The sequence below is a fragment of the Bradyrhizobium tunisiense genome, from assembly GCF_042263385.1.
GTDB classification, from domain to species: Bacteria; Pseudomonadota; Alphaproteobacteria; order Rhizobiales; family Xanthobacteraceae; genus Bradyrhizobium; species Bradyrhizobium tunisiense.
Genome location: NZ_JBHLEV010000005.1, coordinates 228,704 through 242,530, shown reverse-complemented (window position 1 = coordinate 242,530; position 13,827 = coordinate 228,704). Strand labels below are relative to the sequence as shown.

The window sequence follows — 13,827 nt, the reverse complement described above, 5'->3', positions numbered from 1 at the left end:
AGAGATGCCGGTCACGCGTTGAGAGGATTGCGGCTTCATTGCCCGAGCTCCTTCGACCAACTGATTGCATTGACGTAGACGCCGAGAGGATTCTTGCGCAACCGATCGGCATCGCGAGGGGCCTGGATGACGATCGTCAGAATGGCGGTCCAGCGCTCCGTTGAACCAAGCGATCCGTTCTCGTAGCCGCGCTCAACCCAGGCGACGCGGAAGCTTTCGGTTGAGGCGCGGATCACGCTCGAGACCTCGACTGAGACTTGCGTCTTTCCGAGCCTTGCGAAGGGATCATTGCTCCTGGCGTATTCGTTCAGAGCGGCGGCCCCGCGGTCAGTGGTGAAGTCGTACGCCCTGAGCCAGTTCTGGCGCAGGACAATGCCGTCTGCCGGCAGACCGCGGACGTCCTCGATAAAGCGAGCCAAGTGATAGGCAATCTGAGCATCGCTGGGTTCGAAATCGGAGGTCGCGGGAGCTATTCTTTGGGCCTGGCCGAGACGATCGACTTCGACGACCCACGGCGTGATTGTTCCTTGCGTTGATTGCCAGACCAGCCCTCCTGCGAGGCCGCACGAGAGCGTCAGGCAGCTGAATGCCATCAGCCGCCAATTTCTGGCCTGCACACGTGCTGAGCCGATGCGCTCGTCCCACGCTTGCGCCGCCTTCTGATAGGGCGTCACGGGCGCGGGCGTTCGCCCGTAGTGAACCGAAGACCTCTTGAACATCAGTCATTTCCCCAAGAAACCAAAATTGAGACTTGCATTTTGCTCGATGGCCAGGCGGCGAGTGCGGAGGGTTGCAATCACGTTGCTTGCTCGACGCGGACGAGGTGTCTGAACACGCAAAGGCAGCGCGAGACACGGCAGGCCCTGCATTGCCGTCTGCGAACGCTTGAGCTCAAACCCCGGAGGTCAGGCAGCAAATGCACGAGAGGCAGCGTAACGAAGGCGTCCGGCCGATCTTGCATGGCCGACATCTCGAACACTTGTTGGCTTTCGTGCAGTGGCGCTCTCAGCGACGCGGACGGGTCATGCGTGGCCTGCCAGAGAAGCGCGGGCGTAAGGCTCAACGAGAGTGCTTGAGAAACCAGCACCAGAGCTTGCCAAGCCGGACCATGCCAGGTGCGCCGACCAGGGCGCGCGCTTGAACTTGGCTGGTCAGTCCTGTGGGCGTATTCGCGCGGCTTCTCAGCGAACGGGCACTTTGACATCTAGCGCCCTCCGTCAGACAGATCGATCGAACTGCCACTTCCACCATGATCTCCCGACCGGACGGCATGAGTTGCCGCCGAAACTCCATGGCTGATAGTCTGCGCGCGCTTCATGCGCTGCGCCCAATCCGGCGGGCTTTCGCCCGAGCTGGCAGAGGTCGTGCTGGTGGACCGGCTGCCGCTATGGATCGCCGCGGAGGCTCTGCGGAGCGGACTGACAGAAGCTGAAGCAGCAGCCTCGGCAACACCACCTATGCCGCCGCTCCGGTAGGCGGCGGCCGCGCCGCTTGCGATCGCGCTGCCGCCCCGTGCCGCACCTGCGATCGCTCCGCCGGCGAGGCCGACACCGCCGGCAGCCAGACCGGCTCCTGCTGCAGCCATCCCGCCGGCCGCAAGTCCCGTACCGACCGCGCTGCCCGCACCGAGTTGGGGACCACCGGATACCAGTCCGTTCGCGATTCCGGGTCCAAAGATTCCAAGTCCCAGAAGCGACAGTGCGGCCAAGACGAGAGTCATGGCATCTTCGATCGTCGGCTGGCCGCCATTGAAGCCGGAGGTGAACTGGGAAAACAAGGTCGAGCCGATACCGACGATCACGGCCAGCACCAGCACCTTGATGCCGGACGACACGACGTTGCCAAGGACCCGTTCGGCCGCAAACGCGGTCTTGCCGAACAGCCCGAACGGAAGCAGCACGAACCCGGCCAGCGACGTCAGCTTGAACTCGATCAGTGTAACGAAGAGCTGGATCGCCAGAATGAAGAAGGCGAGCAGGACGACGGCCCAGGCGAACAGCAGGACCACGATCTGGACAAAGTTCTCAAAAAAGCTGATGTAGCCCATCAGGTTTGAGATCGAATCCAGGATCGGCCGGCCGGCATCGAGCCCGACTTGTGCGATTTTTCCAGGGTGAACGAAATCGCCTGCCGAAAGGCCCGTACCTGAGGCTTTCAATCCGAGACCGGCGAAGCTTTCGAAGACGATACGGGCGAGATTATTCCAATTGCCGATCAGGTAGGCGAACACACCGACGAACAGGGTTTTCTTGACGAGCCGCGCGACGATGTCCTCATCCGTGCCCCAGCTCCAGAACAGGGCGGCCAGGGTGATATCGATCGCAGCCAGCGTTGTCGCAAGATAACCCACCTCGCCGCCAAGAAGCCCAAAGCCATTGTCGATGTAGCGGGTGAAGGTCTCGAGGAACTGATCGATAATTCCCGTGCCGCTCATTGATCACCTCCCGCGGGTGACGCGACGGAGGGATCGCCTTGAGGCATTCGGCTCTGATCTTTCGGCGCCGACAGCATCGGCGAGCTGGCTCGATCGTTGACAGCGGGACCGGTCGGGCTCACCCCTCGGCCGAAGAACCGGCGCCGGTTCTCGGCCCAGATCCTTTGGCAATCCTGATATGCCGCAGAATGCTCTGACGTCACAGTGCGGCAGCGGGTGAGATCGGATTCCATTGTGCTGGCTGTTGTGCTCGATGGCTTCGAGCCCATGACTTTGTCCGGACCGCGTAGCTGGATCGTGCATGCGACGATGAGCGCCGCTCCGCCAATCACCGTGATGGCGAGCGACAATGCTTGGAAGGCCTTTTGATCGCTCATCAATGAAACATCTGCACGTTGGAGGACTGATAACCCTGACCGCTCGTCAGAAAGCGCCGAAGCTGCTCGCGAGCTTGGTCCTGAGCAGCGGCGCGTCGCGCAGATTCCAGGGATTGAGCCCTGCCCTGCGCCGCCACGGCCGCCGTCAAGTCGGCAAGCTGCTGCGCCTGGAGTGCGAGGATCTGGTTGCCGGCTTGCGTGGCCTGCAGGGCCCCGCTTGCACCCTGGCTTGAGCTCACCAGTGCCGAGGTCTGAATGCGGTTTGTGTCGAGATTTCCGACAACGCCAGCTTGCACACGAAGCGCGTCCTGAAATCCCACGACCGAGTCCTGCCAGCGCGATTGCGCACCTGCGATCAACGCTGAATCGGATTGGCTGCTGGTTGCTGGTCCGTAGCTGGTGGCGAAGGCCCGATCGATCTGCTGCACGTCATAGCCGATGCGCTGGGCCTGGCTGAGAAGCTGCTGGGTGCGTTGAATCGAGCTCTGGAGCTGCTGCAGCGAGGAATATGGCAGGCTTGCCAGGTTCTTCGCCTGGTTGATCAACATTTGCGCCTCGTTCTGCAACGAGGTGATCTGATTGTTGATCTGCTGCAGCTCTCGTGCTGCGGTCAGGACATTCTGGACGTAGTTGTTGGGATCAAAGACGATCCATTGCGCCCTGCTAGGCACGGCTGCCAGAAGCGAGGCAGCAACGATGCTGATCGCCAGACCGAGACGACGACGGCTCATTGCGACTTCTCCAGATTGCCAAGATTGGGAATGAGGTCCACGGCCCAACCGGCTCCGCGGTGCTGGAGCCAAGCAGGTACAAAGGCCTCGCGGCCGTGCTCTGTAACCAGTCGGTCGATTGCGGCCTGGTCTGTCTTGGATGATGCAGCCGCAAAGGCGAGTGCGACTTCACCGAGCCCGAGCTCGAACATGCGGTTGCCGCGACGGGATTGGCAGTAGTAGTCCCGTTTCGGCGTCGCGCGGCTCAAGAGCTCGATCTGGCGATCGTTGAGCCCAAAACGGCGATAGATCGCGGTGATCTGAGGCTCGATCGCACGCTCGTTCGGCAGAAGCAATCGAGTCGGACAGCTCTCGATGATGGCAGGAGCGATGTCGGATCCATCGATGTCCGACAAAGACTGTGTGGCGAAAACCACAGACGCGTTCTTCTTGCGCAGCGTCTTCAACCATTCGCGGAGCTGGCCGGCAAAATCCGCGTCATCAAGCGCAAGCCAGCCTTCGTCGACGATCATGAGCGTCGGCCTGCCATCGAGGCGGTCGCCAATGCGGTGGAACAGATAGGCCAGCACCGCGGGCGCCGCGTCCGTTCCAATCAGTCCTTCGGTCTCGAACGCCTGGACCGACCCCTCGCCAATTCGTTCGAATTCTGCATCGAGCAGCCGCCCATAGGGCCCACCGAGGCAATAGGGTTGCAAAGCGCGTTTCAGGGTCGTCGACTGGAGCAGAACGGACAGCCCTGTCAGGGTCCGCTCTGGGAGGCGCGCTGACGCAAGGGAGGTCAGCGCGGACCATAAATGATCCTTCGCCTCCGGCGTGATCTCGATCTTCTCGCGGGCAAGGATCGAGGCAACCCAGTCCGTGGCCCAGGCCCGTTCCGCCGTGTCGTCGATCCAGGCCAATGGCTGCAACGCGACCGGCTCGGACGCATCTTGCGACAGCGCGCCGCCGAGATCGTGCCAATCGCCGCCCATAGCGAGGGCTGCCGCCCGGATTGAGCCTCCAAAATCAAAGGCGAAGACCTGAGACTGGGGATAGCGGCGGAACTGGAGCGCCATCAGCGCCAGCAGGACCGACTTGCCGGCACCGGTCGGGCCAACCACAAGCGTGTGTCCGACGTCGCCGACGTGAAGCGCGAAACGGAACGGAGTTGATCCTTCTGTCTTGCCAAAAAGCAGGGGTGGAGCCTTGAAATGCTGATCCCGCGCCTCTCCGGACCATACGGCCGACAGCGGAATCATGTGAGCAAGGTTGAGGGTCGAGAGGGGCGGCTGCCGGACGTTGGCATATACCTGTCCAGGCAGGCTGCCGAGCCACGCTTCGATGGCGTTCACCGTCTCGATCATGCAAGTGAAGTCGCGCCCCTGAATGACCTTCTCGACGAGTCGCAATCTCTCGTCGGCCGAGCGCGCATCCCGGCCCCAAACGGTAACGCTCGCCGTCACGAAGGCCTCTCCGATCTGGTCCGAACCAAGCTCCTGAAGCGCCGCGTCCGCATCCATCGCCTTGTTGTGAGCGTCGGTATCGAGAAGCGTGGATGCCTCGTTGGTCATCACCTCCTTCAGGATCGCGGCGATTGACTTCCGCTTGGCGAACCACTGGCGCCGGATTTTCGTCAGGAGCTTTGTGGCATCCGTTTTGTCGAGCATGATCGCCCGGGTCGACCAGCGGTACGGGAAAGCGAGACGATTGAGGTCGTCGAGAATTCCGGGCGTGGTCGCTGTCGGAAATCCGACGACGGTCAGAACGCGCAGGTACGCTGTGCCCAACATCGGCTCGAGACCGCCGGTCAACGGCTGGTCAGCGAGCAGCGCGTCGAGATACATGGGGATCTCGGGCACACGAACCCGATGCCGTTTGGTCGAGATCGTCGAATGCAGGTAAGTCAGCGTCTCCTCGTCGTCGAGCCAGGCGCATTCAGGCATAAAGCCCTCGACAAGCTGCAGCACGCGGTCGGTTCGGTCGACAAAGCCGCTGAGCACCTCGCGCGCGTCGGCACTTGGCGTGCGCCTGCTGCCTTCATAAAGAAGCCGCTCCGCCCTGGCCGCATCCTCGGCCGGCGGCAGGTAAGCGAAAGTCAGATAATAGCTCGAGTCGTAATGGGCGCCCTCTTCCTCGAACTGCGCCCGGCGCTCGGCATCAACCAGCGCGGATGCGACGTCCGGAAAAGCGTTGGGCGGATACGCTCCTGCGGAATGGCGCTGCGCCTCCACGAAGACGGCCCAGCCGGATCCCAGGCGGCGCAGAGCGTTGTTAAGACGACCGGCCACGGCCACGAGCTCGGCCGGAACGGCACTGTCGAGGTCTGGTCCGCGGAATCTGGCCGTTCGCTGGAATGAGCCGTCCTTGTTCAGGACGATGCCCGCGTCGACCAGGGCCACCCAAGGCAGGAAATCGGCAAGCCGCGTGCTCGATCGGCGGTATTCCGTAAGATTCATCATGGAAAGAGCTCTAGATGTTGAGATGGGCTGGGACGCGCAGGTGACGGCGCACCACTTCGACGAAGGCCGGGTCTCGCTTGGCAGCCCATGCAGCCGCCGCGTGCCCGATGGCCCAGAGCAGGAGACCGGCGATCCACAAGCGCAATCCCAGCCCAAGGGCCGCGGCGAGCGTCCCGTTAACGATGGCGACCGACCGGGGTGCTCCGCCCATCAGGATCGGCTCAGTCAGAGCCCGATGCACCGGCGCGATAAATCCTGCGACGGGCTCGTCCATCACACCACCACGCCGCCGCCGAACGAAAAGAACGACAGGAAGAAGCTCGAAGCTGCGAACGCGATCGAAAGCCCGAACACGATCTGGATCAGCCTGCGAAAGCCGCCCGAGGAATCGCCAAAGGCAAGCGTCAGGCCCGTGACGACGATGATGATGACGGCGATGATTTTGGCGACCGGTCCTTCAACCGACTGCAGGATCTGATTGAGCGGCTGCTCCCATGGCATGTTGGAGCCGGCGGCCCAGGCGGGCGGACTTATGAGCAGGACCGCACCCAGCGCGGCGATGGAAACGCTCCAATGCGGAACTCGGTTTCGATTGCTCATGTTTCGATTGCTCATGTGAAGTCTCCTGCTGGTGAAAGGCTGTAATCCCCGGCCGCTCCGAGGCCGTTGACGCGCGCGAGTTCGGCAAGCCGGCGCTCGGCACCGCGCCCGGACAGGACCGCAACGACGTTGATGGTTTCGGCGATCAGGGCGCGCGGCACGGTCATCACGGCTTCCTGGATGAGCTGCTCCAGCCGGCGTAAAGCGCCGAGCGCAGTGCCCGCATGGATGGTGCCGATACCGCCGGGGTGACCGGTTCCCCAGGCCTTGAGCAAATCAAGAGCCTCAGCGCCCCGCACCTCGCCAATGGGAATGCGGTCTGGACGCAGTCGAAGTGAGGAGCGCACGAGATCCGAGAGCGAGACCACGCCATCCTTGGTGCGCAGCGCGACCAGATTCGGTGCTTTGCATTGCAACTCGCGGGTGTCCTCGATCAGCACGACCCGGTCACTGGTCTTCGCGACCTCGGCAAGCAATGCGTTTGTGAGCGTGGTCTTGCCCGTTGATGTGCCGCCAGCGACCAGGATGTTTTTGCGCGAGGCGACGGCCTGGCGCAGTGCCATGGCGTGATCGGCCGTCATGATGCCCGCCTTGGCATAGTCGTCGAGCGTGAAGACGGTGACGGCGGGCTTGCGAATGGCGAACGCTGGTGCCGCGACGACAGGAGGCAACAAGCCTTCGAAGCGCTCTCCGGTCTCGGGTAATTCAGCAGAAATACGGGGCGCGGCGGCGTGGACCTCGGCCCCCACATGATGTGCCACCAGGCGAATGATGCGCTCGCCATCGGCGGCGGAGAGTTGTTCACCTGTATCAGTCAGTCCGCTGGAGAGCCGGTCGATCCACAACCGGCCGTCAGGGTTCAGCATGACCTCGACGATCGCATCGTCTTCGAGGTAGCGCGCGATGGCGAGCCCCAGCGCGCTGCGGAGCATCCGCGCGCCACGCGAGATCGCCTCCGACTGAAGAGAATGGATTGCCACTGCCTGCCCCCCACCGATCGAGGGCTAAAGCAGCGCCCTCGGATGGGGATGATTAGAAAAACCACCAACGACCTTCCTGCAACCAGGCGATCATCTCCGTCGTAGTCTGGCGTAGAAAGAGAAAGGCCGGAGCAACCAGCAAGGCCGGCGCAATCATTTGGTGGAATCCTCGGGCGCTCCATGAACGACATCGTCCGGAATCTCCCGCAAGAAGCTTTGGCCCTTTTGCAGGCGGCGGCCCAATGTCTCGACGAAGCCTTCAAAGCGCTCACGTCCCTTGATCTGAGCGGCGGCCTGGGCTTCGTTCGGCAAGGGAGGCGTGATCGTCAGCCAAAACCGAACAAACAGGGCCAGGGTCTCGGCTGTCAGCCCGACATCCCGCTCAAGTCTCTGCACTTGCCGGGACAACCGGTCCAGCCGGCGGGCGAACGCCGCCTCTCTGCGATCGACTCCATCCGGTGACAGAAACGAGATGACGGCCGCCTCGACGATGGCCGATCGCGAGAGCTTTTTGCGATCGGCAAGGTCGGAAATCTGCTTCAGAAGCTCCGGGGGGAAATACACGTTCATGCGGTTGCGCATGGGACCTCAGAGATCAATGCCATCGTTCGGGTCAAGCGCCGCCTGGCGGGCCACGCCCCGCATCTGCTGGCGAAGAAGCCGGGCTTGACGCACGGCCTCATCGTCGTCGTCCAGGACGGCAAACTCTTCTGTCGGCGTCACATCGGTTGTCTCTTTGACGATGGCGACGTGGTCAGGAAGTTCGGGTTCCCGGCGCAGACCGCTGTTGGCGGCATCGGTTTCGGAGTCTTCGGTCTGGACGGTTGCGCCATTCCGCGCGGGGAGCTTGAGGCTGGACCAACTATCTTCCCGGGAAGACCGCCCCAGCCTGGCCGGCTCTGGCGGTGAGAGAATGCGCTCGGTAAGCCGTCTGTCTTCGTAGTAGCGCACCTTCCTGGCTCGGATCGGCGCCGTCCCGGCCACCATCACGATTTCGTCGGTGGGAGGAAGCTGCATCACCTCGCCGGGCGTGAGCAAGGCGCGTGCGGTCTCCTGCCGCGAGACCATCAGATGGCCAAGCCACGGGTTCAGCCGATGGCCGGCATAGTTCTTCATGGCTCGCATCTCGGTCGCAGTCCCAAGCGCGTCCGAAACGCGTCTTGCGGTCCGCTCGTCGTTTGTTGCGAAGCTCACGCGGACATGGCAATTGTCCAAAATCGCATTGTTGGGGCCGTAGGCCTTCTCGATCTGGTTCAACGACTGTGCAATCAGGAAGGCCTTGATCCCGTATCCGGCCATGAACGCGAGCGCCGACTCGAAAAAATCGAGACGTCCCAGTGCCGGGAACTCGTCCAGCATCATCAGGACGCGGTGGCGGCGGTTGTTGGCTTGCAGATCTTCGGTGATGCGACGGCCAATTTGATTGAGCACGAGACGTATGAGCGGCTTCGTCCGGGAGATGTCGGACGGAGGCACGACAAGATAGAGCGTCGTCGGACGAGCATCGGCAATCAGGTCCGCGATCCGCCAGTCACATCGGCTTGTCACCTGCGCCACCACCGGATCCCGATAGAGTCCAAGGAACGACATCGCGGTCGAGAGCACGCCAGAGCGTTCGTTCTCAGACTTATTCAGCAGTTCTCGCGCGGTTGAGGCGACAACGGGATGTGGACCCTGCTCACCAAGGTGCGAGCTTGTCATCATTGCCTTCAGCGTGACTTCGATTGGGCGCTTCGGGTCCGACAAAAAGGCCGCGACCCCGGCGAGCGTCTTGTCAAGTTCTGCATAGAGGACGTGCAGGATGGCACCGACAAGCAGCGAATGGCTGGTCTTCTCCCAGTGGTTCCGCTTGTCGAGCGACCCTTCCGGATCGACCAGCACGTCCGCAACATTCTGGACGTCCCGAACCTCCCATTCGCCGCGGCGTACTTCGAGAAGTGGGTTGTAGGCAGACGATTTTGGATTGGTCGGATCGAACAGCAACACCCGGCCATGTCGGGACCGAAACCCGGCCGTGAGCTGCCAGTTCTCGCCCTTGATGTCGTGCACGATTGCCGAGTCTGGCCACGTGAGGAGGGAAGGAACAACAAGGCCAACGCCCTTGCCGGACCGGGTCGGCGCAAAGCAGAGCACATGCTCCGGTCCGTTGTGGCGGAGGTAATCCTCCGCCAGCCTGCCAAGCACGACCCCGTCCCCACCCAAAAGTCCGGCCGCCTGCACCTCCCGCGGATCGGCCCACCGCGCCGAGCCGTAGGTCTGGACATTCTTGGCCTCGCGCGCCCGCCAGACCGACATGCCGATCGCGACCGCGATCGAAACAAAGGTCCCCGAGGCCACGATGAATGCACCTTCGACAAAGACCTGAGGGGCATAGGCGTCGTAGACGAACCACCACCAGAAGAAGACGGGCGGGTAATAGATCTTGAAGCCCGACAACTCGAACCACGGCTGCCCAAGCTCCGGCTGATAGGCGAGGCGCCAGGCCGTCCACTCGGTCGCACCCCATATGGCGAGCAAGACGATCAGGCCGACGACAATCACCTGTCCCCATAGGATTTTGGTTCCGGACATCCCGAACACCTTTCGAGCAATTGACAAGATAGCTACAGGCTGAGGTCGCGCTTCCGGCCGAAGCTCCATTCGATCCCGCCGCCCTCCTTCGTGGTGCCGGCAACGTGCTGGCCCAACCTTTTCTCAAGCTCGCGCGACCAGGGCACCAGCTGAAATCCGAGCCCGTCGTCGATCATGGCGAAACGCCCCGAGGCGAGCGTCAACCGCTGACGATACGTGCCCGCTACGTGCTCGCCCGAGGCGCCCTTCACGTGAGGCAGGCCGGTCTGCGCCGAGATTCTTGCCGCCACCTCGTCCAGCTCGCGTCGGCGCAACGTGTTCAGGAGATCACGCTGGAATGTGATGCGCTGGCCCTGCCGTCGCGCCAGACCTTCCCGAACCAGATGCTCTGTGCGAGCTTCGAGAGCGTCGCGCGTCTGGCGACCGAAGCCGCCCATGGCGAGCGGCATGGGGTTGGATTCAACCAGCCGGTGGTCGAGCCAGGTGGCGCCTTTCGCGGCGACCTGCTCGCCAAGATCGAGATCAGAACGGGCCGCAAGGACCAATGTCGGGCGCGGATCATCGGCCGGACCGAAGCGCCGGACCTCGACCATACCGCCGACGGATGGCGCATGTTCGAAAGCTTCGATTCCTCGGAACCGGACGTGGTGCGCGCGCCCGTCTGTTCCGTCGATCAGGGCGTAGGCCTCGCCGGTGAGCTCGTCATGCAATCCATGATCGACCAGTCGTCCGATAATCTGGGAGCTTGGCTGTCCACCTTCGATGACGTAGTCGGACACGCCACGCGCTTCCCCACGCTCGCTGAAGGCGCGATGCATGGTCTTGATGATGTCGCCGCGCATGCCGAGGTCGCGGAGATTACGTTCAGCCTCGAGCCCGACCATCCACTCCCCTGGCGCAGCTGACGCAGCAAGGCCCATCTTCTCCAGGTGCTGAAGGCGGCCGACCATCAGGCGCCGGATTTCGGGATCGGAGCTGCCGGGATTGTCGGGGCGAAGATCGATATAGCCGGTTTCGTCGGCGACCTGCCAGATCTCCCGGTCGAGCCGCGTCCATCGCTCTGCCGTGACTTCTCTCTCCAGCGCATTGCGGATTTCATGCTCAGGTCTTGGACCCAGTTCGATGCCGACCAACTCCTCGGCGCGTGAGCGCAGGCCGCGGCTGACGTAGTCGCGGGAGATCACGAGGTCTGCGCCTGTCTCATCGACTCCCCGAACGAGAAGATGGATGTGAGGGTTGTCCGTATTCCAGTGATCGACGGCCACCCATTCGAGCTGCGTTCCGAGATCGATCTCCATCTGCTTGGCCAGATCACGGGTGAAGGCCTTGAGGTCAGTCATGTCGGCGGCATCCTCGGGCGAGACAATGAATCGAAAATGATGGCGGTCGCCCTCGCAGCGTTCTGCGAAGGCCGCACCGTCAGCTCGATCGCTGCCAGCATCAAACATCTCGGCCCGCTCGCCGTTCCGGGTTACTCCGTCGCGCTTGAGGTATGAAAGATGAGCCGTCAGCGGCGCCGAGCGGAACGAACGTCCCTTGTGACGCACGATGCGCGCCTTCACCACAACGCGCCGCGTCGGACTGAACAACCGGCTGCGACCAAAGGACAGCCGGCCGCGGCCAAACGTCGAGCGCCCATAGGCCGCAGAACGCCTGCCAAACCTGCCCTGACCCGACGTGTGTCCGGCTTTCTTCGCGGCACGTAGCACCTGGTTGATGAAGCTCTTCGGCTTGGGCGCGCGGGTGCTGCGGATGCGCCCGGGCCGAATGCGCAGATCGCTGTCACGCAGGGTCATTGCCGGACCTCGAAAGGCGCCAAGGCAGCTACAGTGCCGAAAATCTGCTTGATTGCGCTGTTCAAAATGTACGGCGCGGCACGCGCCCCGACCGACCGGCACGCCAGAACCCAAGCTGACCACGGCTCCCGCATCCTGACAGACTGCTTTCTTGATTTCTTCGGGCAAACACTGATCGAGCAAATCGAGCTCAACAATGCGAAGGGATGGCCGCAAGCGGAAGCCAATTACGCTACCTGCGTGTTGATGTACCTGACGATCTTCCGGAGTGTCCGCGCATCGGATGTCGCCGCGAGCAACGCCTACCCGATGCAGGGGTACATCATTCAGCGCAGTATCAAGGACCAGGCATTTATCCTCTGTGCAGCAGCAAACAACATGGCGGATTTCGGCACACTCTTCGGATGGAAAGGCTTACCACAAGGCACGCCGTGGACCGACGAAGACAACGGAAAAGCGATCAAGAACCGACGAACGATCGAGAACCAGATCCGTGAAAAAATTATCGGCTCAAAATCCGGTCTTAAACCCGAGACGATCAAGCTCCTCATTAAAGTGGACGGGATGTTCAATACGGAGGCTCATAGAGGCCTTTTTACTCTGTTTAGCGAGTCTCATAAGCTGCTCATCGAGCACAAGCTGGATGTGAGCTTAGTGTCCGGCCCCAATAAAGTCAGCGACCCAATGTTCGTCAACCGAGCAACCGAGACGAACTGGATGATTCACCGGCTCGTCCCGTTCATGCGCCGCAAAGACACGCCAAAGAATGAGACGTGGGACAAGAACTGGAAACTGCTGGACGACCATTTCCGCTGGATGGTCGAAGGCCTGGGCTCGATCGGCAAGGAGATTGCTCCTGCGTATCTCGAAATGATCGATGCCAAGTTCAAGTTCGACGCCAGCACCCACTACACCGAGCCGACGGGACCATAAAAAGATCGGCGGTTTGCTCCCCTAAGGCTCGCATTCCATTAGCTCGACATGTTGGTGTCAAGAAGCGCCAGAAGTGAGCGCAGCAAGACTAGTCGCCGACGTCCGACCGTTGTCGTGACGATACGCCCAGCTCCTATCAACTCGTAAAGCTTCGTGCGTCCCAAGCCGGTCACCTTCGCATGCATCGTCAATCGTGCAGGTGAGCCGCTGGGCGAATGGCACCGCGTTCGGTTCTGTGGCACTCGGCGCGGATAGACTGACTGGCGACTGTTGGCCGCCAGTTTTCTCTCGTCGATTCTATCTCACGTGGCCCTCCTATTCGCACAAAACTCGACAGGACAAGAGTTGATTGTGCGACGAGCAACGTCAATGCGAACATCCAAGGGCGCTCGCGTACGACAGCGCACGTCAGCGGCGGGCTGAATATTTCCGGACACCAAGGGCGACGGGGAAATTTTTTGCGAATGCGCCAGCCACGGCGAGGCATCGCGCCAAGGCTAGTCTGCCAATTTCGGCAGCACATTCCCTTAGCGTTCGCCGCTGTTCACCAGCGTCTTATTCAACCATTATTCAACGAACGCGGCTGATGGCTACCTAAGTGCCTGAGTTTGCTGGCGCTCCCTAGGGAAATCGAACCCCTGTTTCGGCCTTGAGAGGACTACGGCAAAGCGCTTGAAGAAGTTGTGACTGTTGAGCCAATCCACCCCCGAACCGCGAACTGGCGACCGCACCAGTTTCGCACCAGAAGCGACCTCATCGATACGCAACAAAAGCGATCGAACGCAGGCGAAATCGCAGCAAAATCAACAAAGGTGATCGATAGTCCGCCGCTCATAACCGCCTGATCGATGGTTTGAGGCCTGCCGGGCATATCGGGAAATCGCCCCACTTGATTTTTACTGGCCTCCTGACCTTGCGGCTTTGGAGGCGCCTCGCAGACCTGAACGCCTCGTGATAGCTCGCCACT

At 61.7% G+C, this 13,827-nt stretch carries 12 protein-coding genes; 1 reads left to right on the top strand and 11 read right to left on the bottom strand.

Features of this window, described 5'->3' with window-relative positions; translation table 11 throughout:
• Positions 1-35: 35 nt before the first annotated feature.
• From trbF to ACFDR6_RS23740, 11 genes are all read right to left on the bottom strand, one after another.
• The gene (trbF, locus tag ACFDR6_RS23790; RefSeq protein ID WP_027545494.1) at positions 36-719 is read right to left on the bottom strand and encodes a conjugal transfer protein TrbF; all 684 of its coding nucleotides are present in this window, start codon (positions 717-719) and stop codon (positions 36-38) included.
• A gap of 485 nt (positions 720-1,204) precedes the next feature.
• Complete coding sequence (gene trbL, locus ACFDR6_RS23785) at positions 1,205-2,434, bottom strand: P-type conjugative transfer protein TrbL (protein WP_375859683.1); 1,230 nt, start codon at positions 2,432-2,434, stop codon at positions 1,205-1,207.
• Positions 2,431-2,811 (bottom strand): putative entry exclusion protein TrbK-alt, encoded by a 381-nt coding sequence (gene trbK-alt / locus ACFDR6_RS23780; protein WP_375859682.1) that lies wholly within the window; start codon positions 2,809-2,811, stop codon positions 2,431-2,433. Before trbK-alt ends, trbL begins: the two co-directional genes overlap by 4 nt.
• Positions 2,811-3,542 (bottom strand): P-type conjugative transfer protein TrbJ, encoded by a 732-nt coding sequence (trbJ, locus tag ACFDR6_RS23775; RefSeq protein WP_375859822.1) that lies wholly within the window; start codon positions 3,540-3,542, stop codon positions 2,811-2,813. Before trbJ ends, trbK-alt begins: the two co-directional genes overlap by 1 nt.
• Positions 3,539-5,980: a conjugal transfer protein TrbE gene (gene trbE / locus ACFDR6_RS23770; RefSeq protein WP_375859821.1), complete on the bottom strand. Its 2,442-nt coding sequence runs from the start codon at positions 5,978-5,980 to the stop codon at positions 3,539-3,541. Before trbE ends, trbJ begins: the two co-directional genes overlap by 4 nt.
• 10 nt (positions 5,981-5,990) lie before the next feature.
• The gene (locus tag ACFDR6_RS23765) at positions 5,991-6,254 is read right to left on the bottom strand and encodes a VirB3 family type IV secretion system protein (protein ID WP_375859681.1); all 264 of its coding nucleotides are present in this window, start codon (positions 6,252-6,254) and stop codon (positions 5,991-5,993) included.
• Positions 6,254-6,580, bottom strand: coding sequence for a TrbC/VirB2 family type IV secretion system protein (locus ACFDR6_RS23760; RefSeq protein ID WP_375859820.1), 327 nt, complete (start codon positions 6,578-6,580; stop codon positions 6,254-6,256). Before ACFDR6_RS23760 ends, ACFDR6_RS23765 begins: the two co-directional genes overlap by 1 nt.
• Positions 6,581-6,591: 11 nt before the next feature.
• A complete protein-coding gene (gene trbB / locus ACFDR6_RS23755) occupies positions 6,592-7,512 on the bottom strand; it encodes a P-type conjugative transfer ATPase TrbB (protein WP_375859819.1) in 921 nt (306 codons plus the stop codon).
• A gap of 201 nt (positions 7,513-7,713) precedes the next feature.
• Positions 7,714-8,142 carry a ribbon-helix-helix domain-containing protein gene (locus tag ACFDR6_RS23750; protein ID WP_270163317.1) on the bottom strand — a complete coding sequence of 143 codons (429 nt, stop codon included), beginning with the start codon at positions 8,140-8,142 and terminating at the stop codon, positions 7,714-7,716.
• A 6-nt stretch (positions 8,143-8,148) separates the two neighbouring features.
• Positions 8,149-10,131: a conjugal transfer protein TraG gene (locus ACFDR6_RS23745; RefSeq protein ID WP_375859680.1), complete on the bottom strand. Its 1,983-nt coding sequence runs from the start codon at positions 10,129-10,131 to the stop codon at positions 8,149-8,151.
• 32 nt (positions 10,132-10,163) lie between these two features.
• On the bottom strand, positions 10,164-11,927 hold the full coding sequence (locus ACFDR6_RS23740; protein WP_270163319.1) for a relaxase/mobilization nuclease domain-containing protein: 1,764 nt from the start codon (positions 11,925-11,927) through the stop codon (positions 10,164-10,166).
• A gap of 48 nt (positions 11,928-11,975) precedes the next feature.
• Here ACFDR6_RS23740 and ACFDR6_RS23735 point away from each other — a divergent pair, with 48 nt between their 5' ends.
• Positions 11,976-12,860, top strand: coding sequence for a hypothetical protein (locus ACFDR6_RS23735; protein ID WP_375859679.1), 885 nt, complete (start codon positions 11,976-11,978; stop codon positions 12,858-12,860).
• Positions 12,861-13,827 lie beyond the last annotated feature (967 nt).